Annotated in this window: 25 protein-coding genes and 1 pseudogene; 17 read left to right on the forward strand and 9 right to left on the reverse strand. The window is 55.9% G+C overall.

Translation table 11 applies throughout. The features are described from left to right. Nucleotides 1-426 (forward strand): inositol monophosphatase family protein (locus TX82_RS11895; RefSeq protein ID WP_042251179.1); only part of this gene is annotated, 426 nt, incomplete at its 5' end. A gap of 18 nt (nucleotides 427-444) precedes the next feature. On the opposite strand, the gene TX82_RS11900 is transcribed toward TX82_RS11895, so the two are convergent. Next, nucleotides 445-822, reverse strand: a complete 378-nt coding sequence (locus tag TX82_RS11900) for a DUF2203 domain-containing protein (RefSeq protein ID WP_042252559.1) — start codon at nucleotides 820-822, stop codon at nucleotides 445-447. A 430-nt stretch (nucleotides 823-1,252) separates the two neighbouring features. On the opposite strand from TX82_RS11900, the gene TX82_RS11905 reads away from it, so the two are divergent. From TX82_RS11905 to TX82_RS11915, 3 genes are all read left to right on the forward strand, one after another. Beyond that, entirely contained in the window at nucleotides 1,253-1,705 is a 453-nt protein-coding gene (locus TX82_RS11905; protein ID WP_005010905.1) for a hypothetical protein, read from the forward strand. A gap of 127 nt (nucleotides 1,706-1,832) precedes the next feature. Then, nucleotides 1,833-2,282: a hypothetical protein gene (locus TX82_RS11910; RefSeq protein WP_005010907.1), complete on the forward strand. Its 450-nt coding sequence runs from the start codon at nucleotides 1,833-1,835 to the stop codon at nucleotides 2,280-2,282. Nucleotides 2,283-2,392: 110 nt separating this feature from the next. Continuing rightward, on the forward strand, nucleotides 2,393-2,830 hold the full coding sequence (locus TX82_RS11915) for an Lcl C-terminal domain-containing protein (protein WP_005010908.1): 438 nt from the start codon (nucleotides 2,393-2,395) through the stop codon (nucleotides 2,828-2,830). Nucleotides 2,831-2,871: 41 nt separating this feature from the next. Here TX82_RS11915 and TX82_RS11920 read toward each other — a convergent pair whose 3' ends face one another. Then, nucleotides 2,872-3,243: a sulfite exporter TauE/SafE family protein gene (locus tag TX82_RS11920; RefSeq protein ID WP_005010910.1), complete on the reverse strand. Its 372-nt coding sequence runs from the start codon at nucleotides 3,241-3,243 to the stop codon at nucleotides 2,872-2,874. 4 nt (nucleotides 3,244-3,247) lie between these two features. Next, on the reverse strand, nucleotides 3,248-4,489 hold the full coding sequence (locus TX82_RS11925; RefSeq protein ID WP_005010912.1) for a dicarboxylate/amino acid:cation symporter: 1,242 nt from the start codon (nucleotides 4,487-4,489) through the stop codon (nucleotides 3,248-3,250). Between the two features lie 110 nt (nucleotides 4,490-4,599). On the opposite strand from TX82_RS11925, the gene TX82_RS11930 reads away from it, so the two are divergent. Next, a complete protein-coding gene (locus tag TX82_RS11930) occupies nucleotides 4,600-5,895 on the forward strand; it encodes a citrate synthase (RefSeq protein WP_005010916.1) in 1,296 nt (431 codons plus the stop codon). Nucleotides 5,896-5,933: 38 nt separating this feature from the next. Here the strand turns inward: TX82_RS11930 and TX82_RS11935 are convergent, their stop codons facing one another. Next, complete coding sequence (locus tag TX82_RS11935; protein ID WP_005010918.1) at nucleotides 5,934-6,278, reverse strand: ATP-dependent Clp protease adaptor ClpS; 345 nt, start codon at nucleotides 6,276-6,278, stop codon at nucleotides 5,934-5,936. Nucleotides 6,279-6,396: 118 nt separating this feature from the next. Between TX82_RS11935 and TX82_RS11940 the strand changes: the two genes are divergently transcribed. Next, nucleotides 6,397-7,356: a DUF3108 domain-containing protein gene (locus TX82_RS11940; RefSeq protein ID WP_005010920.1), complete on the forward strand. Its 960-nt coding sequence runs from the start codon at nucleotides 6,397-6,399 to the stop codon at nucleotides 7,354-7,356. A 16-nt stretch (nucleotides 7,357-7,372) separates the two neighbouring features. Here TX82_RS11940 and TX82_RS11945 read toward each other — a convergent pair whose 3' ends face one another. The 3 genes from TX82_RS11945 to TX82_RS11955 form a co-directional block, all read right to left on the reverse strand. Continuing rightward, nucleotides 7,373-7,717, reverse strand: a complete 345-nt coding sequence (locus TX82_RS11945) for a hypothetical protein (protein ID WP_005010923.1) — start codon at nucleotides 7,715-7,717, stop codon at nucleotides 7,373-7,375. Nucleotides 7,718-7,725: 8 nt separating this feature from the next. Next, nucleotides 7,726-8,502: a NifU family protein gene (locus TX82_RS11950; protein WP_005010925.1), complete on the reverse strand. Its 777-nt coding sequence runs from the start codon at nucleotides 8,500-8,502 to the stop codon at nucleotides 7,726-7,728. Nucleotides 8,503-8,565: 63 nt separating this feature from the next. Beyond that, nucleotides 8,566-8,937 (reverse strand): YraN family protein, encoded by a 372-nt coding sequence (locus TX82_RS11955; protein WP_005010927.1) that lies wholly within the window; start codon nucleotides 8,935-8,937, stop codon nucleotides 8,566-8,568. A 50-nt stretch (nucleotides 8,938-8,987) separates the two neighbouring features. On the opposite strand from TX82_RS11955, the gene TX82_RS11960 reads away from it, so the two are divergent. Next, on the forward strand, nucleotides 8,988-9,428 hold the full coding sequence (locus tag TX82_RS11960; RefSeq protein ID WP_005010929.1) for a hypothetical protein: 441 nt from the start codon (nucleotides 8,988-8,990) through the stop codon (nucleotides 9,426-9,428). A 9-nt stretch (nucleotides 9,429-9,437) separates the two neighbouring features. Here TX82_RS11960 and TX82_RS11965 read toward each other — a convergent pair whose 3' ends face one another. Continuing rightward, a complete protein-coding gene (locus TX82_RS11965; RefSeq protein ID WP_005010933.1) occupies nucleotides 9,438-10,199 on the reverse strand; it encodes a methyltransferase family protein in 762 nt (253 codons plus the stop codon). 351 nt (nucleotides 10,200-10,550) lie between these two features. On the opposite strand from TX82_RS11965, the gene TX82_RS11970 reads away from it, so the two are divergent. The 5 genes and pseudogenes from TX82_RS11970 (at nucleotide 10,551) to mltG (ending at nucleotide 16,656) form a co-directional block, all read left to right on the forward strand. Further along, nucleotides 10,551-12,950, forward strand: a complete 2,400-nt coding sequence (locus tag TX82_RS11970) for a ferredoxin-like domain-containing protein (RefSeq protein WP_005010934.1) — start codon at nucleotides 10,551-10,553, stop codon at nucleotides 12,948-12,950. A 19-nt stretch (nucleotides 12,951-12,969) separates the two neighbouring features. Then, nucleotides 12,970-13,851 carry a YicC/YloC family endoribonuclease gene (locus tag TX82_RS11975; RefSeq protein WP_005010935.1) on the forward strand — a complete coding sequence of 294 codons (882 nt, stop codon included), beginning with the start codon at nucleotides 12,970-12,972 and terminating at the stop codon, nucleotides 13,849-13,851. A gap of 29 nt (nucleotides 13,852-13,880) precedes the next feature. Continuing rightward, a pseudogene (gene gmk, locus TX82_RS15750) lies at nucleotides 13,881-14,515 on the forward strand (guanylate kinase). Nucleotides 14,516-14,521: 6 nt separating this feature from the next. Further along, complete coding sequence (gene hisC / locus TX82_RS11985) at nucleotides 14,522-15,601, forward strand: histidinol-phosphate transaminase (protein WP_005010936.1); 1,080 nt, start codon at nucleotides 14,522-14,524, stop codon at nucleotides 15,599-15,601. Nucleotides 15,602-15,642: 41 nt separating this feature from the next. Continuing rightward, nucleotides 15,643-16,656, forward strand: coding sequence for an endolytic transglycosylase MltG (gene mltG / locus TX82_RS11990; RefSeq protein WP_005010940.1), 1,014 nt, complete (start codon nucleotides 15,643-15,645; stop codon nucleotides 16,654-16,656). A gap of 28 nt (nucleotides 16,657-16,684) precedes the next feature. Here the strand turns inward: mltG and TX82_RS15385 are convergent, their stop codons facing one another. Then, on the reverse strand, nucleotides 16,685-17,521 hold the full coding sequence (locus TX82_RS15385; RefSeq protein WP_005010941.1) for a class I SAM-dependent methyltransferase: 837 nt from the start codon (nucleotides 17,519-17,521) through the stop codon (nucleotides 16,685-16,687). 211 nt (nucleotides 17,522-17,732) lie between these two features. Here TX82_RS15385 and TX82_RS12000 point away from each other — a divergent pair, with 211 nt between their 5' ends. The 5 genes from TX82_RS12000 to TX82_RS12020 all read left to right on the forward strand — a co-directional run. Beyond that, nucleotides 17,733-19,967 carry a tetratricopeptide repeat protein gene (locus TX82_RS12000; RefSeq protein ID WP_042251187.1) on the forward strand — a complete coding sequence of 745 codons (2,235 nt, stop codon included), beginning with the start codon at nucleotides 17,733-17,735 and terminating at the stop codon, nucleotides 19,965-19,967. A 389-nt stretch (nucleotides 19,968-20,356) separates the two neighbouring features. Beyond that, nucleotides 20,357-20,917, forward strand: a complete 561-nt coding sequence (locus tag TX82_RS12005) for an NADH-quinone oxidoreductase subunit NuoE family protein (protein ID WP_005010945.1) — start codon at nucleotides 20,357-20,359, stop codon at nucleotides 20,915-20,917. Then, nucleotides 20,914-23,547, forward strand: coding sequence for a molybdopterin-dependent oxidoreductase (locus TX82_RS12010; RefSeq protein ID WP_005010948.1), 2,634 nt, complete (start codon nucleotides 20,914-20,916; stop codon nucleotides 23,545-23,547). Before TX82_RS12005 ends, TX82_RS12010 begins: the two co-directional genes overlap by 4 nt. A gap of 35 nt (nucleotides 23,548-23,582) precedes the next feature. Beyond that, nucleotides 23,583-24,773, forward strand: coding sequence for an NADH dehydrogenase (quinone) subunit D (gene nuoD / locus TX82_RS12015; RefSeq protein ID WP_005010950.1), 1,191 nt, complete (start codon nucleotides 23,583-23,585; stop codon nucleotides 24,771-24,773). Between the two features lie 106 nt (nucleotides 24,774-24,879). Next, nucleotides 24,880-25,188: lysylphosphatidylglycerol synthase domain-containing protein (locus tag TX82_RS12020; RefSeq protein WP_042251190.1), on the forward strand; the 309-nt coding region annotated here is incomplete at its 3' end.

Here is a 25,188-nt window from a genome sequence, read left to right on the forward strand (position 1 = left end):
TGGGGGGTGCAGGGAGAAGGTGCGTGGTGTGAGGGCCGCCGCCTCCGGGTTTCCTCCGAATCCAAACTGGCGCAAGCCACCGTGGGCACGGCGGATGCCTATTGCTTTCGCGATACCAAACAAACGCGCCTTCTGAATTCGCTCCATAAAACCGCCACCCTGGTTCGAACCTATCCGGATGCCTTCGGCCACCTGATGGCCATTCGCGGCGTGCTGGATGTGATGGTGGACCCGCTGGCCTTCGTCTGGGATTACGCACCGATCAAGATTCTGGCGCAGGAAGCGGGCGGGGTGTTTGCCAACTTTTATGGCCGAAAGGCCAGCATTGAGGAGGGCACGGCCATTGTCGGCAATACAGAACTGGTGAAGCAGGTACGCAGACTGGTAACCGCTTCTACCACAACACGCCGTCGGTCCGGGCCTTAGCCGGCTTTGCCTGCCGGTTTACAATGGCTGACGGCCTGCGAACCCGGTATCGAGATCGTGCCAGTACCTGATCTCCGTTTCGGGGTTTTTCCAGCACAAAAACACTTCCTTGCCGTCCCGCATGGCCGGGAAATCCACCAGGCCCCGCTCAATGCCTTTGATGACGCATCCCTTGGACTCAAGCGCGTTGGTCAACTGGTTTGCCGCAAGCGCCACGGCCAGGTAATCCGCACCCTGCACGCTGCCGCCTCCATAGCGTGCCTTTTCCCACGCGTTGCGAACATCAGGAAATGCATCGCTCAATTTGGCATGAAGGGCCTGAAGTTTCGGAACGATTTCCAGAAGATCCGGAACCATCGCGTTGGCTTCTTCAATAGTGAAATATCGTTTGTCCATGTCTCCCAGCTTCAATAGGGCAAAAGTATCTCCAGAGACGGAACAACAACCTCGCATGCTCCTCCGGATCATTTTCAATCTTCCTTCTTATTGAACCACGTTTCGGTTATTGTGAAAACCGATGAATCTTTACTTTGATAACATGTTTTTTTCTGGTTTAAACCATTGAATTGTTATATTTTATTCAGGGTTTGAGAGGGGCCCGCCAGGAATCCGCCCGGGGGTCGGCAAAGCGATGAGCGGGACGGAGGCGTTTTCTGTTGACAAATATCCTTCAAGATTATACATTTTGGCCGAACCATCCGGAAAGGTGGGAAAATTTAGGGCTTTCCCGTCTCCCGACAACAAAAAATCATCGCCTTCAAAACTGGCTATCTATATCGTTGGAAATTAACATCACTTCGTTAATTTAACTATGGGGAGACGAATAATGAAAAAACAAGTTTTGATGGTAGCAATCAGCTTTGTGACGGTTCTCACTTTTGGCGCTACCTCCGCTATGGCGGATGAGTTGCTGCCGGGTGCTAATGTTCCGGTTGATCAGAGTGTAATGGGCGTGGGCAAGACCATGGTGGAGATCGGAGCCAAGGACCGTGCCATCACCAGCGCGTTGAACTCTGCATCCCGCAACGTCCTGCACGTCAACCCGAATACCGGAGTGGACGTTTATCAGCAGTTCGGTTCTTCGCAGACCGACCAGTCCTGGAAATCAGCCAAGACGGTTGAAGAAGCGCAGGTACACGGACTCGTTCCGGGCGACTGCCAGGGTGAAAACTCTGACAATGAGTACCGCAAACAGATGAACCAAAGCCGCGAAGGTTTCATGAAGGAAGTTCTGGTACCGAACGAACTTTGTGGTGATTATCACAAAACCCTGAAGTAAGCGTCATCCAAAGTTTCGGGCCCCATGCCCTTGACCTGAGTGATTCAAAAAGCCGATAGAATATTTTATTCTATCGGCTTTTTTTCGTTTTGACCCGGAAGCCTTCAACCCTGTCACCCCCGACTTCATGAAGCAAAACAATCCCCTTGCCCTAATCCAAGCCTGCCGATTCGTAACCCTGATTCTGGTCTGGAACCTTTCCTGGCCGTCGCTTGCATTTTCCCTGGAACCGGTTTCCATAAAAAAATTCCCCCAAAAAGCCATTCCTGTTTCCAATCCTGTGGACCTGACCGCCCTGCCTTTGCGGGAAACTTTTCAGATCAATCACCAACGATTCGTTCTGCAGTTTTTTTTCAGCGGACCCAACATCCTCGGCATTATTCTGAAACGCGACCTGCGTGTTCCCATTCACCTGCGCTGGTGCTTTTTCCGCGATTGTTCGGAAAGCCCCTTCGACTACAACGTGATGATCGCCGATTCGTACGCACCGCCTCTGGAAGATGGCATATTTGAAATCCGGTTTCCGCCCCAGCTCAAATACAGTTTTCAGGGCCTGTATTTCAGCACCGGACGATGATCCTGTTTTCCCGGGAAGGTTTGGATCCCCTCTCCCGGTCACATAGTGAAATTTGTTATAATTGGCGCGAATAAAGACAACCGATTGGAAACCTGACATCAGAGGAAACCATGTCTGAATCGAGATTCATAGACAATGGAAACGATACCGTCACCGACAGTCAGACCGGCCTCACGTGGATTAAAAAGGACACGCGGCAATTGCTCGGGCGCTGGCGAAACCTGGAGCAGTGCAAAGAGTACGCGGAACAGCTCAACAAGGAAAAGTTTGCAGGATTCGAAGACTGGCGGGTGTGCCGGCTGGAAGACATCAAAACCATCTTCGATAAAAGCTACCAGCTCAAAGCCAAGGGCGGTGACATGATCCACCTGCCACCGGTGTTCGAGCCGGACTGCGCCGACGTCACGTGGACCGATACGGTGAACGGGGACCGGGCGATGATGTACAACCTCATCAAAGGCCGCTCGAACTGGATCAACAAGCTGGGGGAAGGTCCCTTCGCGGCGCGACTGGTTCGGGGGGAACGAACCGACGAGACGGCTGGCTGAACGCTCCGCCTGCGGTGTGGGGATGGTTCGTCAGGTCCGCCTCAGGCGGCGGAGTTGCGGAGTGCGTTGATCATCATCCAGACCCCCATGCCGATGAGGACGGCGGCAAATCCCATTTTGAAATACGCGTCGGGAATCTGTTTCAGGATGAGCGGACCCACCTGCGCACCCACCACGCCGCCCAGGGCCAGCATCAGGCCCATCTTGAAATCCACGTTGCCCAAGCGGCCGTGAGCGACGAGGGACGAGATGGCGATCATCAGGATCACCATGAACGACGTTCCCACGGCCAACTGCGCCTTGTGTCCGAGGTAGATCAAAAGCGGCACCACCAGAAAGCCGCCGCCCAGACCGCTGAGCGAGGACAGAACCCCCACCAGCACCCCCATCAACGCACAAATAATCCATTCCATGGAGCTACCCTCCTTCCACGTATTTGGTTTCCAGCTCATCGACCACAGCGCACCCGATGGAGTCGCCCCACACGTTGACCGCCGTGCGGAAACGGTCCAGGAACCAGTCGATGGCCAACAGCATGCCGATGCCCTCGGTCGGCAGACCTACCGATTGAAGCACCATCACCATCGTCACGAGCCCGGCTTCCGGAATTCCCGCCGCCCCGATGGCGGCCAGCGATGCGGTGAGGAATATGATCACCTGCTGCGTGAAGGTCAGATCCACACCCAGCATCTGGGCAATGAAGATGGCGGCCACCGATTCATACAGCGCCGTTCCGTCCATGTTCACCGTCGCCCCAATGGGCAGCACAAATAATGAAGTCCGACGCGACACCCGGTTGTACTCTTCAGCACACTCGATGGTCACCGGCAGGGTGGCGGAACTGCTGGCGGTGGAAAACGCAGTCGTCAGCGCCTGCAGGGCATTTTGAAAATACTTCCACGGGTTGCGACGGGTGACCATCATCAGAATCACCGGCAACACCACAATGCCGTGCACCAGCAGGCCGAATATCACGGTGAAGGCGAATTTGCCGATTTTCATGAGCTCCGCGACAAACTGGTCTCCTCCGCCCGCCGCCCCCAGTTTGGAAGCGATGAGGGCGAAGATGCCAATAGGCGCGGTGTAGAGGATCAGGTGCACGATCTTCATCACCGCCTCATTGATCACATCGAAAAAATCGATCACACTCCGCCCGCGTTCTCCCATGGTCGTCAGCACCCCGCCGAACACCAGCGAAAAGATGATAAGCGGAAGAATATCCATGTTGGCCATGGACTGAACCAGGTTGGGCGTGACGAAGCTCAGGAAAAGATCTGTGACGCCGCGGGCCTCTTTCAGGTAAGTTTCAGCCTCCGGGGCCACACTCATTTCCACACCCACCCCCGGCTGAATGAGGTTCACCACAACGAGGCCGATGAGTACTGAAAAAGCAGTGGTGCTTAAAAAGTACACGAGCGTGATGACGCCGGTTTTCCCGACTTTTGAGATATCGCCCAAACCGGCGATACCGACCACGAGCGACGACAGCACCAGGGGGATGACCATCATCTTGAGGGCGTTGAGGAACATCTCACCGATCCAGTCCACCGCGTGCATTTTCGGACCAAATACCCATCCGCACAACACTCCGAGAACAACCCCGGTGAGGATCATGTACAGAAGCAGGTTTCCTGAATTTTTGTTGTTGGCATTGGTCATGGTTTTCAGGCACCATTTAAAGGAGGTGGACAAATCACGCTATAATACACTTACCGTCGGTGAACGGAAAGAATCGAGCTTCATTCCAAGTCAAACCAGGGAGGGGAAACATGACCGAGACCGCCCAGCTGGTGCTGAATGGAACCACATACGAACTGCCCGTAATTGAAGGAACCTGTGGCGAAAAGGCCATCGACATTACGACGTTGCGGTCCTCCACGGGCTACATCACCTTCGATCCCGGCTATGTCAGTACGGGCAGTTGTCAGAGCGACATCACATTCCTGGACGGAGAAAAAGGAATTCTTTTATACCGGGGCATCCCCATTGAGCAGTTGGCAGAGAAAAGCAATTTCATCGAGACCGCATTTCTCCTTATCTACGGCCATCTTCCCAACCGGTCCGAGCTGGATTATTTCCAGTACCACATCACGCACCACTCCATGGTGCACGAGTCGATCAAAAAACTGTATGACGGGTTCCCCAACAACCCGCATCCCATGGCCGTATGCAGTGCGGTGGTGGGGGCCCTGGCCACGTTTTACCAGGACCAGTTCAATAACCAGACAGCACGCGAAATCGAAATCACCATCCACCGCCTGCTGGCGAAGCTCCCGACCATCGCCGCTTACAGTTACAAGAAATCCCTGGGGCAGCCCTTTCTCTATCCCCAGAACCACCTGAGTTACACAAAAAACTTCCTCAATATGATGTTCGCCACCCCCTGCGAACCCTACGAGGTGAACCCGGTGGCGGCCAAGGCGTTGGACGTCCTTCTCATGCTTCACGCCGACCATGAGCAGAACTGCTCCACCAGCACGGTGCGGCTGGTCGGCAGTTCCCGCTGCAACCTGTACTCCTCGGTATCCGCAGGCATTTACGCTTTGTGGGGGCCGCTTCATGGAGGCGCGAATCAGGCGGTGGTGGAGATGCTGCAGAAAATTCAGGACGAGGGTGGCGACGCCAAAAAGTTCGTGGAGAAAGCCAAGAAACCCAACGAGGAAGGGTCGTCCCGCCTGTTCGGCTTCGGGCACCGCGTTTACAAGAATTTCGATCCCCGCTCCAAGATCATCAAACAGATGGCCCACGAAGTGCTGGACAAACTGAAGGTGCAGGAACCTTTGCTCGACATTGCCCTGCAGCTGGAGGAAATCGCCCTCAAAGACGATTATTTCATCTCGAAAAAGCTTTACCCGAACGTGGATTTCTATTCGGGGATCATCTACAAGGCGCTCCGCATCCCGGTCAATATGTTCCCGGTGATGTTCGCCATCGGACGGCTTCCGGGATGGATTGCCCACTGGGTGGAATTGCAGGGGGACAAGGATTTCCGCATCGGGCGCCCCCGGCAGATTTACCAAGGAAAAACGAGCCACGATTACGTGCCGCTGGAACAACGTGGTTGAGCAGGGGGAGAACCCGCGGGTGAGGGGAAACAGGTCGGCTAAAGCGGCTCGATGGTACAGCGGAACGGGTAATTTTCGAGAGCCGCCGCTTTATGGACCTGATCTACCTTGAATTCCGCTCGCTCCAGAGGCAGGGTGTCCACATGTGCGCTGCCAGTGTAATGCACTTCCAGCATCAAGCGTTCCGCCGTTTTGTAGTCCTTGCCAAACACCTTGAACAGCATGCGAATGACGAATTCCATGGTGGTGACATCGTCATCCCACATGATCACCCTGTAAAGGGGCATGTATCCGGTGCGACTCCGGGAATCAGGGGTGACGACGGTATCGGGCGATTCCGGAACGGTTTCCGGCAAGGTTTCTGGTAAGGTTTCCGTGCTCATGGTGACAAATCTATGAAAAAACAATTATATGCCCACAGGCATTTTAGTTTAAGATATCCCGGTCTGCAGATTTTTCCTATATTGTATTCAACTGTGCTCTGATTTCAAGCCCTTGCCTATGAGTTTCCTACATTCCCGTCCCCATCTGAAAATACTGTTTCTGAATGGGTTCCTATTTCTGTCCTGCACGGGCCTGCTGGTCGTCGTGGAATGGTTCGCTGCCAACCTGCCGGTCCTTGCAGCCCCTTCCGGCAATATCCGCCACGTGATCACTTCGGAAGGCGAATACAATCATTACAGCCCCGAGGGGGACATCCGCCGGTTCAACGGCGAGGTCCTCAAATGGGATGTGGACTTCCTCCTGTTCAGCAAAGCCGCTTCGGTGGAGGTAAAATTTTTTAAAGAAGACAACCTTTATCACGCCACCCTTCTGGCGGAGACCAAGGGGTTTGTCGGCTTTTTCACTTCCTACCGCAAACACTTTTACCATTCCAAATTTGAGGTCATCGACAATGGCAACCGGGTTCGAACCATCCGCTTTATCCGCCAGGTCATCATTGGCCAACGGGTGGAAGAGACCAACCACATCCTTGATTACCATAACCGCAACCACTTTTGGATGGATTATGTGAACAAGAAACAGGTGGACCAGGGCCGGGAAGACATCCCTCCTCAAATTTTCTTCGATGACATTCTGGCGGCGTTCTACAACTTCCGCAATCAGGTGTATGGAAAAGTCGAAAAGGGGAAGGGATACCTTATCAACACGATACCCGAAAAAAGCATGAAGGCCATCCAGGTTTACATCTACACAGAAAACGAAAAACGCCGGATCGGCAATGACAGTGCCCTCAAGCCCAAAAACGAATATCTGATCAAAATCAAAATTCCCAAAGACGTCTTCAAGACCAAGGACGGAGAACTGATCTTCTGGACCTCGAAGCACCTCATCCCGCTGGAGACCACGGTCAAAAACTACATCCTGCTGGGAGACCTTCACGGGGAGTTTCGGGGGGGCGTGTTTCCCTCCTCGGACAACGTCGCCGAAGTAACGAGCGACACCTCCAAAACCCGGTAACGCTCACTTCAGGGCTTCACACGTCCCAGGTAGGAAGCGGTGGATCGTTCCAGATGTTGACCTCGGTTGCCTCATCCAGCTCCACCTGCCCGAAGGTAACCGAATACGGCTGGGTGCCTTCGCAGTCGTAATCCACCCGGATCTTCTGAATATCCCATTTTCCCTGCTCCGGGCCAACCAGCGTCATGGAGTGCGCGAAGCTTGAGACCTCGAACCCGCTTTCAAAAGTCTGCCCCGGCCCCACATCACCCTTGACTTCCTCGAAGGGGACCTTGTGATTGTTGATGGTGAAATAAACGGGCTGTTTTGTCCCCACTTCCCCCGTTTCGATCTTGATGTGGAATCGATTGAGTTTGGGCATGCGTCACCTCAGGAGAAATAGGGGTTCGTGCCGGCGGCATGGTCGGTCTCGTCCAGGATCGCGCCGATATAAGGTACTGCGTTTCGGAAAGCATTGTGAATGCCCTGCTTGAGTGTCAGGTCCGCCGCACTGCACCCCTGACACCCGCCACCCATGACAATGTGCACGGTGTTGCCCTCGACTTTTTTCAGCACGATCAATCCTCCGTGTGCCGCCACCCCTGGATTGACTTCGCCATCAATGACTTTCTGGATGTCCTGACGCACCGTGTCTTCCGGCGGGATCGACTTCTTGATTTCTTCGGAAATGAGCGGCTCGCCGGACTCGATGGCCTCGCGCATGGCGGCCCCCAGTTGTTCGCCGAATTCTTTCCACTGCTCGACGTGCGCCGCTTCAGTACGCGTGACGGTGGCGGTCGACCCCTGCACCAGCAGGGTTTCCACCTTGTCCACGCTGAACACCGCCTCCGCGAGACGCGAGCCCGCCGCGCTTTCAAATGACGAAAAATGCCAGGAATAGCCGTCGAACAAGGGTCGGTTGACCATCAGTTTCAACGAATCTCGCATGCCGGACAGTTCCGCCTTGATCAGTACCTTGTCGGATTTACGGCTGGCTTCATCCTGCTCCATGATAACCGGAGCCTGGATAACCCGGCGACGGAGCGGCGGTTCACCGGAAGAGGCAGGGGGTGCGGAGGAAGCCGTGGCAGAAGGAGCACTAGCTTCTTCCTTTTCCCGCGATCCGGGCCCGAACAGGTTCGACAATTTCTTCAATATGGAATTCACGCAATAAGCTCCTTGCTGTCGGTATCGGTTAAAGACCTTAATGTCTCATCTTCAATGCCAATTCTACAATCGAAAGGCATCCTGAATCACCTCAATTTTCCAATCCTTTGGATTTTGAGGGTCTCCGGTGATGGCCACGACATCGAACCGGCAGGTACGGTCCCCTGCTTTATATTGGGCCAGAAACTGGTTGGCCACCTGCCCGATCTTCCTCTGCTTCCGGGGAGTCAGCGCTTCGGCGGGGTGCCCCTTTTCCAGGTCGGCGCGGGTTTTGACTTCGATGAACACCAGCGACCGGTTGTGCTCGCCGATGATGTCGATCTCGCCCGCACTGGAGCGGAAATTGGTTTCGAGGATGCGGTAACCCTGCTTTTTCAGGTGGCGCACCGCCGCCGCCTCCCCTTCCCGGCCGAATTTCCGCCTTTCCTCGGTCATCCGCTTTTCTCCCGATTGCCCGTTTCCAGGACTCCTGCTATGCTTCCGCCATGGTTCTGGGTATTGAAGACATCACCGGCGGCACCACCATCCTGGCCTTTTTCATCTGGCTCGGTCTCACCGGCCTGTTTTACCTGGTGTGCTACATGGCGGCGCTCAATACGTTCGACGATCTCACCGGCAACCACCCGGTGAAACTGCTGGCCATGGCGGGCATCGCCCCGATCTCCGCGTTTCTCATGGCCATGTTCGATTACCACCCGACGGTGCTGTTCGTGCTGATGGCCATCTCCAATTTCTACCGCGTAAAAAATGTGGCCAAACCGGAAGTCACCCGCTTCAACGGCAAAAGCGCCAGCAAACCGCTGTTCTACAGCGCCAGCTACCTGTACATCTGTGCCGTCTTCGGCCTAGCCCTGTGGTTCCAGAATCCGGTGGAAACGGGTGAAGTGACCCAGCCTTACTGGAAAACCTGGTTTCCGCAGGAGTGAGCCCCCCGGTCATTTGCTTTCCCTCACCCCACCCGGCCGCGGCATCCACATGCCGGTGCGGTTGCGGTAGCGCAGGTAATCCTCCCCGAACTTTTCCTGCAACCCTTTCTCCTCGTAATGAATACGGTACTGAAACCCGAACGCTGCCGACACCATTCCAAGAACCCCCGCCAGCAGGTGGTGGGTGTTGACCGCGTAGGCGAGGATCACGATCATCATCGCCGTGTAGGACGGATGGCGAATATATCGATACAGGTGGGTGGTCTTCAGTTGTTGGTCGTCGCGGAACACGATGTCGAATTTGAATGCCGTCGCTCCCAACTGGTACACCGCCAGCACCCGCATGATCGATCCCGCCAGAAACACTGTCGTGATGAGAGCGAGCTCCCCCCCGGACATGGGAGCGGTGCTCATGCGAGCGACGAAAGACAGCCCGATCAGCGCCACCGCAATGGGCAGGACGTGGCCGATCAACTGCTTGATGTGCTCGCGGTCGAAGGTGGCGTCCCGCGGTTTCACCGTGATCACGAAGATCACGACCTCGATGACCCCGAACACCAGGTTCTGGAACGACACCATGAGAAAACGCGGCGCATTGGCGGCTTCCAGACCGAACGGGATCAAAGGCAGGAGGTAAATCACCCCGACCATGATGGTGTTGAAGTTGTAATTGATGTACAGCGCCACCGTGAAGACGCACAGGTACACCAGAAAATTGGCCCATATCCAAAAATGGGAGATATCCAGAAACGTCCAGCCCGCGTCCATCATGGCTTAATCAAGGCCTCTTCTATCAATGCCTTCGATGCGGAGGGAGAAAGCATCCGTAGTGGATTCCCACACCGGGGTAAGTTTTTGATTCTAAAAAATTATGTCAAATATTGAAAGTGTTGGAAACGTATTTGCGACTTCCAACATCAAAATAACAGTATTATCGACCGATTCCCCTGTTTTTTCAGGGCAAATTATTATATGATGGCATCCATAATGGCGGCAGAAAATAAACGGGAGACGCTATGGAATCAGTGTTTTCAGGCTGAGCCGCCCCCCATCATTTGACGCATCCGCCCTGCCCCCGGGCGAACGCATAAAGCAGTGCATCTTTAGTTTTGGATTATCGCTATGGACTTAAAATCATTGAATCTCCCCCCCGAAATCGTACAGGAACTGGAAGACTTCGCCGCGGAAGTGGAACGCCTTGAGAAGGGCGACGTCGGCGAGGAGGATTTTAAACGCTTCCGGCTCCAACACGGCATTTACGGTCAACGTCAACCCGGCCACGTGCAGATGGTGCGCACCAAACTGCCCCTGGGCCGGTACACGACCGACCAGTTGCGCGGCCTCGCCGATTTCGCGGATAAATATTCCAATAAAATCCTCCACGTGACCACCCGGCAGGATATTCAGTTCCATTTCGTGGCGCTGGAAGACGTGCCTGAGGGCCTGCAGGACCTGGCCGCCCACGGCATCACCACCCGCGAAGCCTGCGGCAACACCGTGCGCAACGTCACCGCCTGCCACAAGGCCGGCACCTGCAAGGAAGAAACCTTCGACGTGTTGCCTTACGCCAGCGCCGTCTCCCGTTTTCTCCTGCGCCATCCCTTGACGCAGAACCTGCCGCGCAAATTCAAGATCAGCGTCGGCGGTTGCAACGGTTGCGGCCTCGCGCCCATTCACGACATCGGTCTGAACGGCATCATCCGCGACGGGCGCCGCGGCTTCCGCATGATCATCGGCGGCGGTCTGGGTTCCTCGCCGCGCCTCGCCCAGCACTTCTCGGATTTCGTCCCGGCGGAAGACCTCCTGCGCACCTGCGAGGCAGTGATCCGCGTGTTCGACCAGCACGGCAACAAGCAGAACCGCAACAAGGCGCGCTTCAAGTACGTGCTGGACAAATACGGCGTCGATAAAACCCGGCGGTTGGTCGAGGAAGAATTCGCCAAGCTCGAAGGCAAATCGTTTCCGGAAATCGACGTGCCCGATGAGGCCATTCCGGAAATTCCCGCTTTCACCCCGGCGAACGAATTTGACAACGATCCGGATTTTCAGAACTGGGTGGCGCGCAACACCTTCCCGCAGAGACAGGAAGGGTTTTACAACGTGCACATCAAATTGCAGTTGGGCGACCTGACCAGCGACCACGCCCGCGCCATCGCCAAAATGACCGACGACTTCGCCGGGGGTCGCCTGGTGAACACCGTGCACCAGAACATCATGATCCCGTGGGTCAAGAAGGAAGCCTTCGGCAACGTCTTCGGCGAGCTCAAGAAAATCGGCCAGCACAAGGCGGGCACGGAAGAGTTGAAGGACATGACCTGTTGCCCCGGTTCCGAAACCTGCAACCTCGGCATCACGCATTCGCGCGGGCTCATCAACCAGCTCACCGAGGACATCGAGAACCTGTACACCGGCTCCACCGACCTGGATTCCCTGTCGATCAAGGCCAGCGGATGTCCCAACTCCTGCGGCCAGCACCACATTGCGGACATCGGCTTTTCCGGCAGTGCGAAAAAGGTCAACGGCGTGCTCGCTCCACATTACGAAATGATGCTGGGCGGCCGCATTTCGGAGACGGAAGCGAAGTTCGGCGAACACGTGATCAAGATCCCGGCGAAAAACGTACCGCTGGCAACGCGCCGCACCGTGGATGCTTACAAACAAGACCGGCAGGAAGGCGAAACCTTTCCTGAATTTTACGACCGGGTCGGCAAAAATTACTTCGCCGACCTGTTGTCCGATCTCAGGGACCTGCCGAATATCACCGACTCACCGCAGTCCTATGTCGATTATCATTCGACGGAGAAGTTCACGCTGGACGACCGCGGCCAGGGCGAATGTTCCGGTGCGGTCTCCGACATGATCACCGACCAACTGTCCGAAGCCGAACGCGCCCTGTTCCAGAGCACCCGCGCGTTCGAGAAGGAATTGATCGCTGATTCCGTTCGGCAGGCCAACCGCTCGCTGGCGTTGGCGGCGCGGGCGCTCCTGGTGACCGAGGGCATGGACTTCGAGGACAACCTAGAAACCATGAGGAAGTTCGAGTCGCTGATCGTGGAAACCGGCATCGTGTCCGAGTCCCACTCCGGCGTGTTTGAACGGTTCCAGAAAGATCCCGAAACCGCCGAACCGGAATTCGCGCAGAGCCTGATCGACGAATCAAAAACCCTCATCGGCGAATGCCGCAAAGCGTACGACAAGATGCAGTCGGAGAAATCCCTGCGCATCCGCGTCACCGATGAAATTGCGGAGCAGGCAAAGGCATCTCCCGCCGGCAATGGAGGCACCTCCACCGCCGAGGCCGTCCACGCACAGATCGACCTCAAAGGGGTCAAGAGCCCGCAGGATTATGTAAAAACCAAGCTCAAGCTGGAGAGCCTGTCTCCCGGTCAGAAGCTGGAAGTGGTCCTGGACGACGGCGAACCGGCAGAAAACGTTCCCCGCAGTGTTCAGAACGAGGGGCACAAACTGGTGTCGCACGTTCGCGACAACGGGCACCACATCATCGTCTTCGAAAAAGTCTAGCTGGAAGGTTGCCGGCCGAATGTTGAAAAGTATGACCGGCTTCGGCCGGTCAGAAAAACAGAGCGGAGCGTTTTCCTGTAAGGTCGAAATCCGCTCGGTCAACAACCGCTTCATCGAAGCCAACACCCGCCTGCCCAAGCATCTGAGCGCCCTCGAGCTTCCCCTGAAAAAATGCATCAAGGCCCGCTGTGCGCGCGGCACCTTCGACGTGTTCGTTGCTCTTGAAAGAACCGAAGGCGAGTCCGCCGACACCAGGCTGAAACCCAATATCGAACTGGCCTCGCAATACGTGGACGCCGCCCGGCAGTTGAAAGAACAATTTGGCCTGTCCGGCGACCTGCCGCTGGAGGCCCTGCTGGGTGTACGCGATATCCTGATGACGGAGCAACTGGAGCTGGACCCGGCGCAGGAGTCCATGGTCATGGAAACCGTCGAGGACGCGCTCACCGCACTCATCCAGATGCGCACCGAAGAAGGCGCCAATCTGGAAGCCGAACTTGGCCAGCATATCCGCCAGATCGGCGAGCACCTCGAAACGATCAAGGAACGCCGGCCGATGGTGCTGGACGCCTACCGCGAGCGCTTAAAAGAAAAAATCCAGGCGCTGACAACCGGACAGGATCTGGACGAAACCCGGCTGGCGCAGGAAATCGCCATCATGGCCGACCGTTCGGACATCTCGGAAGAGATCAGCCGCCTGCACAGCCACCTCGGTCAGTTCGCCGAACTGCTCGGTTCCAAGGAGCCCGCCGGGCGCAAGCTGGAATTCATCACGCAGGAAATCAACCGCGAGACCAACACCATCGGGTCCAAATCCGCGGACTACCCCACTTCCCAGTCGGTGATCGAGATCAAAAGCGTTCTGGAAAAAATCCGCGAACAATTGCAGAATATCGAGTGATTTTGCAATCACGCGATCAAACCGATTCCATGACCGACACCCGACCCCAAAACAACAGCCTGCTCATCGTCCTGTCCGCGCCTTCGGGCACCGGCAAAACCACTATATGCAACCGCCTGCGGGAAGTCCGCCCGGACATCAAGTTTTCTGTATCGCACACCACCCGCCCGCCCCGGCAGAACGAACGCGAAGGGGTTGACTATCATTTTATTAATGGCGAACGGTTCGAGGCGATGCAGAAGAAAGGCGAGTTTCTGGAGTCCGCCTGGGTGCACAATCATTTTTACGGCACTGCGCACAGTACCCTGAAAGCCCACCGGGACCGCGGCGAGGATGTGATTCTGGAGCGGACCCTCAGGGTGCGGCGTCCATCCGCAAACTCAAACTCGACGCGGTGTTCATCTTCATTCTGCCGCCTTCCCTGCGCGAGTTGGAACGGCGCCTGCGGCAACGCGGCACCGAGTCCGAGGAAAAAATAATCGAACGCCTGACCGCCGGAAAAATTGAAATGGGTCAGTACCGGCTGTACGATTACATCGTCGCAAACCACAGCGTCGAAGAGACGGTGGAAACGCTCCTGTGTATTTTCCGCGCCGAGAAGCACCGCAGTTCGCGCTTCACCACCGACTGTCCGGTGATCGGCGACATCCTGAAATCCGACTGAGGCGGCATGGCAAACGTAAATCTCGACCAACTGGTCAAAGACAAGATAAAAGCGCTCAAGGCATACCACGTGGAAAATTTCGACTGCGACATCAAGCTCCACGCCAATGAGAACTCATACCCGCCGCCGTCGGAAATCCTCGACCTGTTTCAGGACACCTTCCGCACGTTTCAGTTGAACCGCTACCCGGATCCGGCCAGTCAGCGTTTGAAGGACGTGCTGTCCCAGCGTCTGTCCGTTTCCACGAACCAACTCGCCATTGGCAACGGCTCGGACGAACTGATCCAGATTCTCATCCAGGTGTTCTGCGACCCCGGCGACACGGTGGTGTTCCCCGATCCCACTTTTGCCATGTACTCGATCATCGCCCGCGGCATGGGAGCGAAGGCGGAGAGCTTTCCGCTCGATGAACAATGGGATTTCGCGGCGGAACCGTTTCTGGAAAAGCTGGAACAAACGCAGGCGCGCATCGTCTTTTTCAGCTACCCCAACAACCCGACCGGCAACTGTTTCAACCGCGGAGCCATCCAGAAAGTGCTGGAGAATTTCAAAGGCATCACCGTACTCGACGAGGCCTACTACGACTTTGCGCGCGATACTTTTCTCGATCAGTTGGAGACGCACAACAACCTGGTGATCCTGCGCAGCCTTTCCAAGATCGGGCTCGCCGGCCTGCGCGTCGGTTACGCGGTGGCGCACCCGGCGATTATCGAGCAGATGGACAAAATCCGTCTGCCTTACAATTCCAACACCGTATCGCAGGAGCTGGCCGCCGTATTGCTGAACCGGTTCGGACCGGTGAAACAGCAGATCGACCAGATACTCGAACAACGCGACTGGCTGATCAAAATCCTGTCGAATCTCCCCGAACTTCAGATATTTCCATCCGACGCCAATTTCGTGTTATTCCGCGTGCATCGTAGCTCCGAAGAGGTGTTCAATCAGCTGGTGGAAAAAGGTATACTGGTGCGGGATCTCAACAGCCACCCGCGCCTGCGGAACTGTTTGCGCGTCACAGTCGGCACCCATGATGAAAACGCCGAGTTCGTCACGCAAATCAAATCCATCCTCCGCAGCAAAGGGTAACGCGAAGGTAAAGGGGCACACGGTCTGGCAAGGCTTTTTCCATGAACGGTTACTTGAAGACATCGCTTCTGGCAGGCCTTTTTCTGGTATTGACCGGAGTGTTCGGGTTCTCATTCTGGCTGTACAGCTATTCCACCTCGCCGTTGTCCGCCGCTGCCGATTCCCGCATTGTGGACATTTCCCGCGGCATGACCCTGAAACAGGTGTCCCATCACCTCAATGAAGAGCAGTTCATCGACAACCCGACAGGGTTTGTGCTGTTTGCCTATCTTCAGGGAAAACAGAACCAGGTTCGTGCCGGCGAGTACCGTTTGTCTGGAGCCATGCCACCCAAACAGATTCTGGAAACCATCACCTCCGGCCAGTCGGTTCTGCACACACTCACCGTGCCGGAGGGGTATCGCATCCTTGAAATTGCAGGGCTGGTGGAACAGGCGGGGCTGGGAAGCCGGGAACGTTTTTTAGAGGAAACGCGCAATGCGGAATTGATCGGCAAAGTGGGCGCTCCCGCGAAAAATCTGGAAGGTTACCTGTTTCCGGAAACATACAAGTTCCCCAGAAACGCAGGCGAGAAACGCATCGTGGAAACCATGGTGCAGACTTTTCAGGAAAAAGTGAATCTGGTTGAAGCCGCCCGCAAGGCCGAACACATGAACCTCACGTTGCACGAGATCGTCACTCTGGCCTCCATTATAGAAAAAGAAACCGGGGCTCCTTCGGAGAGGAAAATCATCTCCTCTGTTTTCCATAACCGCTTGAAACGCAACATGCGACTGCAAACAGACCCGACGGTGATCTATGCGCTGGCCGATTTCGACGGCAATATCCGTAAGAAAGACCTGTCTGTGGAATCCCCTTACAACACATACCTCTATCCCGGCCTGCCGCCAGGCCCCATTGCCAGCCCCGGCCTGGACAGCATCGAGGCGGCTCTCAATCCCGCCGCAACAAAATTTCTTTACTTTGTCTCACGTCAGGACGGCACGCATAAGTTTTCCACGAACCTGGATGACCACAACCGCGCTGTCGTCAAGTACCAGCTGCAGGGCGGTTGAATAAATAATCCTGGATTTGCAGGAAAGGTCAGGAGGCTTTGGCCTGCCGGGCAAGAAAGGCTTCCACGCGTTCGATATAGGCCCCCACCACCGGGGCTTCGTTGGGGAATTTGATTTGGATGGATTTGAGACGGTGGACCGCCTGCCGCAGGCGATCCATCTCCAGCAGGAAATCGACCAGTTGGTATTCGCTCTCCACATTCACCGGCAAGCCTTCCATGCCTGATGTCAGCACAGCGATGGCCTTATCCTTCTCGCCGTTTCGGAACAGGTCGTCAGCATGCATCCGCAAGCGGTGGTGGCGGTAATGACCCACGTGGATCAGAAACCGGCCGTAATCGCCGATGCCCTCGAATCGACTGAATTTGCAGGCGGTGGCAATGGGTTCAAACTCCTCGCGGGTCCAGAAAGACAGGTGCCGCTCGTATTCGTTGCCGTAGATGGCTTCCTGCTCCCAGCGCTCGCCCAGCGGGATGAAGATCATCAGGTAACCTGTGCAGTGTTCGGCACACTTGTCCAGCATCTGCCAGGCGCGTTCCTTTTCGAAATGCTCCAGGCTGTCGCCCAGCACAATCGCGTCGTACTTGCCCAGTCCATCGATGACCTCAAAAGCGTCACCAATATGGATGGAATCATAAAGGGCTTTGTGATGATCCTGAATGTAGTCGGAAAAGGCCTCGATGCCATCGATCCGAACCTTCCAGTCCGCTGGCCGGTACGACTCGTTCATCATGACATCAAGAAATTCCCGGGCCAGAAATCCAATCTTGCCGAACCCAACACCGATATCCAAAAGGGACCGCGGTTTGGCGTGGTTAAAAAACTTGAGGACGGATTCGAGATCGGAATAAGTGCTGGTCGGCATGCCGATTTCCTCTCAAAAGAGTTGAATTTGCGTTGCTTCATCACTTATCGGCAAGCTTGAAAAATCCCTTGAACTAAAAACGACTCCGCAGGCAAACTTCGGCATCTTCCAGCGAAATTAGCGATAATGGAAAGAAATTTTGTCCCCTTCCCCTTGTTTCCCGGAGGATTGTGACGATATGGAAACAGGGTTTGCCATGCAGAGACCAGTTATGAAAAAAATCGCTTTCGTTTTGTCGCTGTTGCTGGGGACAGTCCTTGCGAGTGTGCCGTCCCACGCCGACTTCCTGCACATGCAGGAGTACCGGGACGCGCTCAAGGTCGACCCCAACGACTACATCGCTCATTTCGGGCTGGGGCGGGCGTACGCGCAGATCGGCCTGTATGACAAGGCCATCGCTGAATTCAAAAAGGTGTTGGAGGTGGAACCGCTTTATTCCGGTGCCTACTATCAGATCGGCGAAGCGCATAGCCAACTGGGCCACACGAAGGAGGCCGCCGAAGCCTTTCGGGAAGCGGTGTTGCTGGACCCGAATTTTGCCGATGCCCAGTTTGGACTGGGATATGCCAATTTGGAGCTTAAGAAATACGAAGAGGCGCTTGAACACCTGACCAACTCGCTTCGGATCAACCCCGGCATGCCGCGGGCTCATTTTGCATTGGGCCGGACATATGCGGAAACCGACCGGCACACCGAAGCTATCCCGGAATACCTAATCGCGCTGGAACTCAGCCCCCTGCACCCGGAATGGAGATTTGCTCTGGCAAAAAGCATGGAAGCGCTGTCCCAGTTCGACTCTGCCATCTCCCAGTACAAGCAGACCCTCGACCTCAACAGCAATTTTGCCGATGCCTATGCCGCCATCGGCCGCATTCGGGTGGCCACTGGCCAATTGAAAAAGGCTTTGGAACCTTTGGAGAACGCCCTCCGCATCGATCCCCAAAACGCCCTGGCCCTGGAATACCTGGGCCGCGCCCTGAGCCGCATGGGAAAACACCGGGAAGCGATGCTGGCATTCAAGGAGCTGACGTTTGTACAACCGCAGCAGGCCAAAAGTCATTACCAGCTGGGTCGCGAATACCTGGAGTTGGGCCAATTGGTCAACGCCCGCGAGTCTTTTGAAAACGCTTTACGTTTTGATTCAAACAATCTCGATATCCGTTTCCACCTGGGTCAGACTTTGGAAAATCTGGGGCAAATGGAAAAAGCGATCGTCGAATACATGCGGGTGCTCAACCTGAACCCGAAACACGTCCGCGCTCACCATCGCATCGCGGACCTCAGCCTGCTTCAGGAAAACTACCACCGGGCAGCCGAAGAGTTTGAAAACGTCCTGCGGTTGGACCCTGAAAATGGGCCTGTGCAGCTGAAACTGGCCCGTGCCTATGAAGAACTCAACCGCTGGCAGGATGCCATATCGGCATACCAGAAATCCCTCCGCTTTTTTCCGGATTCAGTGGAAATCTGGCAAAGCCTGGGCAACACACAATGGCAATTGGGGAACTACCGCGCGGCCATCGTACCGCTTCGCGAGACCCTGCGCAGGGACCCCGGCCGCTCCCAGGCCTGGATGTTCCTGGGTGACGCGCTCATGCAACTGGACCAGCTGAAAAAAGCCGTCATTCCCTTCAAAAAAGCCCTGCAACTGAACCCTGAACTGCCTCAGGCGGACTTCGGTCTGGGCATCATCTTAACCCGGTTGGGAAGGCATGAGCAGGCCGTGATTCATTTGGAACGGACCGTGGCGCGAAATCCGGACAACTTTCAAGCTCAGGCCATGCTTGGGGACAGCTACCTGGAACTGGAACGTTACGCTGAGGCGGTGCCTGCCCTGCGGGCAGCGATGGGCGATGTCACCCGCCGGCAACAGACTCTCCTGAAACTGGGAAGTGCCTACTGGCATCTCCGTCAATACCAGATGGCCCTCAAGGCTTACCACCAGTCGGTTCAACTGGATCCGGAAAACTATAGAATCTATAATCAGTTGGGCGTCATATACAGCGAAATAGGGCAACCGGATAAGGCCATTCATGCCTACTCCGAGGCCATCCGGCTGAAATCCGATTACTTTGAGCCCCGGTTCAACTTGGGAGTGCTTTACGATCTTCTGGGAAGGTATCCGGACGCGCTCACATCGTTGGACGGCGCCCTTCGTGTTGATGCCGAAAACCCTTCAGCCCATTTCAGCCGCGGCTGGGTATTGCTGCAACTCAAGCGGTACCGGGAAGCGGTTTGGGCTTTCCAGCAGGCAGCGCGTTACGATCCAAGCAACGCAGACGCCCACTTCAATCTCGGGGTTGCTTTTGCCGCCGCACATCGGCGAGGGGAAGCCCGCTCCGCCTTCCGCATGGCTCTCCGTATCGACCCCGACCACACGGGTGCCCTGACACGGCTGGCCGAACTGGAAACCCGGACCGGCAAAACAGGCCCGCTCAAAATAAAATAATATTTTATTTAAAAACAAATATTTATATACAACTTCCTACTTTAGTATCTTAATTTTTTCAGTGCAATCCCTCCTCTTTGTTTCGGTTTAACTGCCGTCTGGAATGTGATCCTTGCACCGAATGTAACCCCTGCAATTATTGCAGGGGTTTATGGAATCGCATCGAAGTTGCTGAGGCACGCTGCGTTTTGATATTTGTGTCAATACGCACCACACTCGTCCCCTTCCTTTTACAACTCTTCCCCGCAGCCATATTTAGGTTGACAGCTTATTCGCCGGGTTTATATACTTCGTTTTTTTCCGCAGGTTTGATAAGATTAACCTGCCATAATTCAAATGAGTTACGGTTCAGTTTCTAACTGTCAACCCATCCATTATAGAGACCCCTCATGGACAACCCGGAAATCGAAACCAATCAGGAAGAATCCACCTCCGTGGAGACCGCCGCCCCGGAAGAAACGAAAATCTGCATGGACAAGGTCTATGAGATCATGGACAGCTTTCCGCGCCGGTCGCGCCAGTTTTTGATTCCCCTGCTGACCAAGATCCAGAACGAGTTCCGGTTTCTGCCGGATGAGATCGTCGAGGTGGTGATGGAGGAGTTGAATATCACGCGTGCGGAGATTTACGGCGTCATCTCCTTCTACCCCCAGTACCGCATCGTCGAGCCGGGCAAGTACATCTTCAAGCTCTGTTACGGTACGGCCTGTTTCGTCAAAGGCGCTCCCGTTATTGCTCAGAAATTGCAGGAAAAATACGGGATCGGCAAGGGCGAAACGGATGCCAGCAAACTGTTCACGCTGGAATTTGCCTCCTGCCTCGGCAACTGCGGCGCCGCTCCGATGGCCATCATCGGCGAAGACACGCATGGCACCATCGACCCGGAAAAACCTACGAAATCTGTGATCATTACAAGCTTTAAAAATACCAGGAGCCGAAGGAATAAATGAGTACCGTCGTCAGAAAAACGGTCAACTTCACGATCAATGACAAGCCGCTCACCGCGCCTGAGGGCACGATGATCCTCGATGCCGCGAAGCGGGCGGATATTTTTATCAGCAACCTGTGTTCGAACCCCAAACTGAAGCCGTTCGCAGCGTGCCGTACGTGCATGGTGGAAATCAACGAGGACGGCAAGAAGGATCTCGTCTATTCCTGCACGCATCCGGTATCCGAAGGCATGAAGATCCGTACGGACACGGATGAAACCAGCCGCTACAACGGTGCGTGTCTGGAGATGTTGCTGGTCGAACACCCGCTGGACTGCCCGATCTGTGACAAATCCGGCGTCTGCCCCCTGCAGGACAATACCGACCACCTGAAGCTGTGGAACGGACGCTTCGAGATCAAGCGCCGCAACGAGCCCAGCATCAAGACCAACCCGATCATCGAGTTTTACCTGAACCGGTGCATCATGTGCGGCATGTGCGTACGCGTGTGTGACGAGATTCAGGGCGTGCAGGCACTGGATTACCACAAGCGCGGCTACCAGGTGGGCATCGGCACCGCCAACGACGAGCCGCTGGACTGCGAGTTTTGCGGCCAGTGCATCACCGTCTGCCCCACCGGCGCGTTGATGGACATGACTTCGAGCGCGCGCGGCCTGGCATCCATGTTCAAGAACACCCACAGCACCTGCAACTTCTGTTCATGGGGTTGCACGGTCAAGATGGAAACCAAAAAAGGTCAGTTGGTGCGCATCGAAGGCGACGAAACGTTCGACCTCGGAATCAACGAAGGCAACCTGTGCGCCAAGGGCCGTTTCGGCCACGGCATGGTCCACAACAAGCAGCGTATCCAGCAGCCTATGATGAATGTCGGTGGCACCTTTCAGGAAGTCAGCTGGTCGGAAGCGCTGGAGACCATCGCCGATCGCCTGAAAGCCACCATCAACCGCAGTGGACCGGCCAGCATCGCCGCCATCGGCGGGGAAAAACTGACCAACGAGGAAAATTACCTGTTCCAGAAACTGTTTCGCGGTCTGGTCGGTACCAATCAGTTGACCAATCTCAATCAGGTGCGGGCGCCGTACGTCAACCGTTTCACCCAGCAGTGTTTCGAAAACGGCATCGTGTCAAAGCCGATCACGGAGCTGGATGAGGCGGACGTGGTGCTGCTGTTCAACACCGACATTCCCTCGGAATACCCGGTTGCAGGCAACTCCATCCGCAAGGCAGCGATCAACTTTGGCACCGACATCCTCATCGCCAACCCGCGTAACGTGGTCTTCAACCACGAATCCCGAGTGGAAGTGCGGATGACGTACAAACCAGGCTCGGATCTGGCGGTGGCCAACCGCATCAGCAAAATCCTGATCGACAAGAACCTCGTGGACACGGGCAAGGTCAAAACCGTCCTGCCAAACTATGACGCCTTCGTTCAATCACTGTCCAAATACACCGCCGACTACGCCCAGAACGCAACCGGTCTGGATGATGCGACGCTCACCCGCGCCGCGGAACGCTTCAGCCGCAATGCCGACCGGTTCATCCTGGTTGGCAACGATATCCATGAAACCGGCCGGGGCGAAGCCATTCTGGACGCGCTTCTCAACCTGTCGATCCTCGTGCACGCGGGCGGCGAAGGCAGTGTCAGCATCTACCCGCCGCGCGAACACTGCAACTCGCAGGGCGTCAACGACATGGGCCTCACCCCGGAATACCTGCCGGGCTACCGGCGCGCGGACGACCCCGAGGCACTGGCTCACTTGGCCAAGACCTGGGGCCTCAATGAACTCAAGTTCGTAGGGGAAAACCTGGTTGATGATCTGTGGGAACACTGCACCAAGGGCCACGTCAAGATGCTTTATATTGCCGGCGAGGACCCCTGCCACAGCTATTACAAAGCAGATGTGGTGAAAAACGCACTGCAGACGGTACCCTTCCTCGTGGTGCACGATTCGTACATGACAGAGACCGCGAAGATGGCGGACCTGGTTCTGCCGTCCTGTACCTACGCGGAAAAAGAAGGCACGTTCACCAACATGACCCGCCACGTACAGAAGGTCACACCGGCGGTCCTGCCGGAAGGCGAGTCGCGCCCGGACTTCGACATCTTTCTCGATTTGGCGGATGCGTTCGGCAAGCCGTTCGACTTCAACTCGGTCGAGGATGTGCAGGCGGAAATCGAAATCGCCGCGCCCATTTACAAGGGAATGTTTCCCGGCAAAAAGTCCAAGCAATGGGCCCCCGCTGAAAGCAGCCACAAACCGGGCTTCGCGGTCACCGAAGCGGAAGCCGCTCCCGCCACGAACGGCAACGGGTACCCCTTCACGCTGATCAGCAACAACCACATGTTCCACATTGGCACCTACACGCAGTACGCCAAGGCGCTGATGGACATTGGGCCGGACTGTATCGCCGAGATCAATCCCAAGGACGCGAAGGAACTCGGCGTGGAAAGCGGCGACCGGATCAAGGTCGAATCCTCCACGCACACGGTGGAAGTTCCCGTCGAAGTCAACAAGCGGTCGGTTCAGGGTGTCGTGTACATTCCCAAGAACTGGGTGGACGTTCCCATCAACAAGATGCGGAACGGTGAAGAGGGTCTGGTTTCGGTCAAAATCTCGAAGGCCGGCTGAGCTTAAAGCTATATATCAAGGAGCAGATAGAAGACATGTCCGATCTCAAGGATAGTTTGCATACCGAACACCTGGTCCTGAACATGGGCCCGTCCCATCCGGCGACGCACGGAACGGTGAAATTCACCCTCACGCTGGACGGCGAAACCGTGGTGGACTGCGAAGTCGAAGTGGGCTACCTGCACCGCGGTTTCGAGAAGATGTGCGAAAGCGTCACCTACACCAACGTCTTCCCGTACACGGACCGGCTGAACTACTGCTCCGCCATCATGAACAACATCAGCTACGCGCTGGCGGTGGAAAAACTGCTGGGTATCGAATGCACCGAGCGGTGCCAGTACATCCGCGTCGTCACCAACGAGTTGATGCGCATCGCCGACCACTACACGAACATCGCGGCGGCTGCGCTGGAGCTGGGCGCACTCACCGCATTCATCTATTTCGTCGAAGCCCGCGAAATCCTGTGGGACATTCTGGAAAAAATCTGCGGTGCGCGGCTGACTTCCAACTACGTGCGCATCGGCGGGTTGATGTGCGACATCCCGGAAGACCTGGATGACGATCTGAAAGCGGCGTACCCGAAGCTGGACGCGCTTTTCGACGACGTCGACAAACTGCTCACCAAAAACCGCATTTTCCTCGACCGCATGTGCGATACGGGGATCATCTCCGTGGAAGAAGCCATTTCCTACGGCTTCACCGGACCGTGCCTGCGCGCCTGCGGTGTTGATTACGACGTGCGCAAGGCCCAGCCGTACCTGGTTTACGACCGCATCGACTTCGACGTGCCGCTCGGCCGCACGGGTGACAACTTCGACCGCTACCTGGTGCGCATGGAGGAGATCAAGCAGAGCTACAAGATTGTCAAGCAGGCGATGAAAGACATGCCGGACGGTCCCATCAACGTGGACAACCCCTACATGCGCCAGCCTTCCAAGCAGGATGTGTACACGCGCATGGAAGAAATGATCGCCCACTTCAAGCTGACCATCGACGGCATCAAGCCGCCGGTCGGCGAGGTGTACCTGGGTACGGAAGCGGCAAACGGAGAACTCGGTTTTTACCTGGTGAGCGACGGCTCCGGCCGCCCCTACAAGTGCCGCGTGCGCCCGCCCTGCTTCACCATGACGGCGGCGATGGAAGTGATGGTGCGCGGCGCCATGCTGGCCGACATCATCCCCACCTTCGACATGATCAACATGATCGGCGGTGAGTGCGACCGTTAAAACCCACATCGTTTTACGGCCCCTCCGGGTTGACCTCTCTTCCGATTGAATCTATCCTCAATGGATCGGGCGCAATACGCCCTTCACTCCCGATCCGCAGTGCATCATGTCCAAAATCCTGAAACCCCTGTTTTTCCTGTTCGGCGTCGGCCTCTTTGCGTGGGCTGTGAGCACCGTCGATTTCAAAGACGTCACCCATCACCTGCTGGACATGGGCTGGGGCTTCCTCCTGATATTCCTCGCCTACGGCCTGGTGGCTTATTTCGACGCACGTTCGTGGCAGTTCGCCTTCAAACCGGAGGAAGTGAAACGGCTCACCACCTTCGCGCTTTGGAAAGTGCGTACCATCGGCGAGTCGTTCAACGCCATCACGCCGTTCGGCTCGCTGGGCGGCGAGCCGGTGAAAGCGCATTTC

The organism is Nitrospina gracilis 3/211, from assembly GCF_000341545.2.
Taxonomy (GTDB): domain Bacteria; phylum Nitrospinota; class Nitrospinia; order Nitrospinales; family Nitrospinaceae; genus Nitrospina; species Nitrospina gracilis.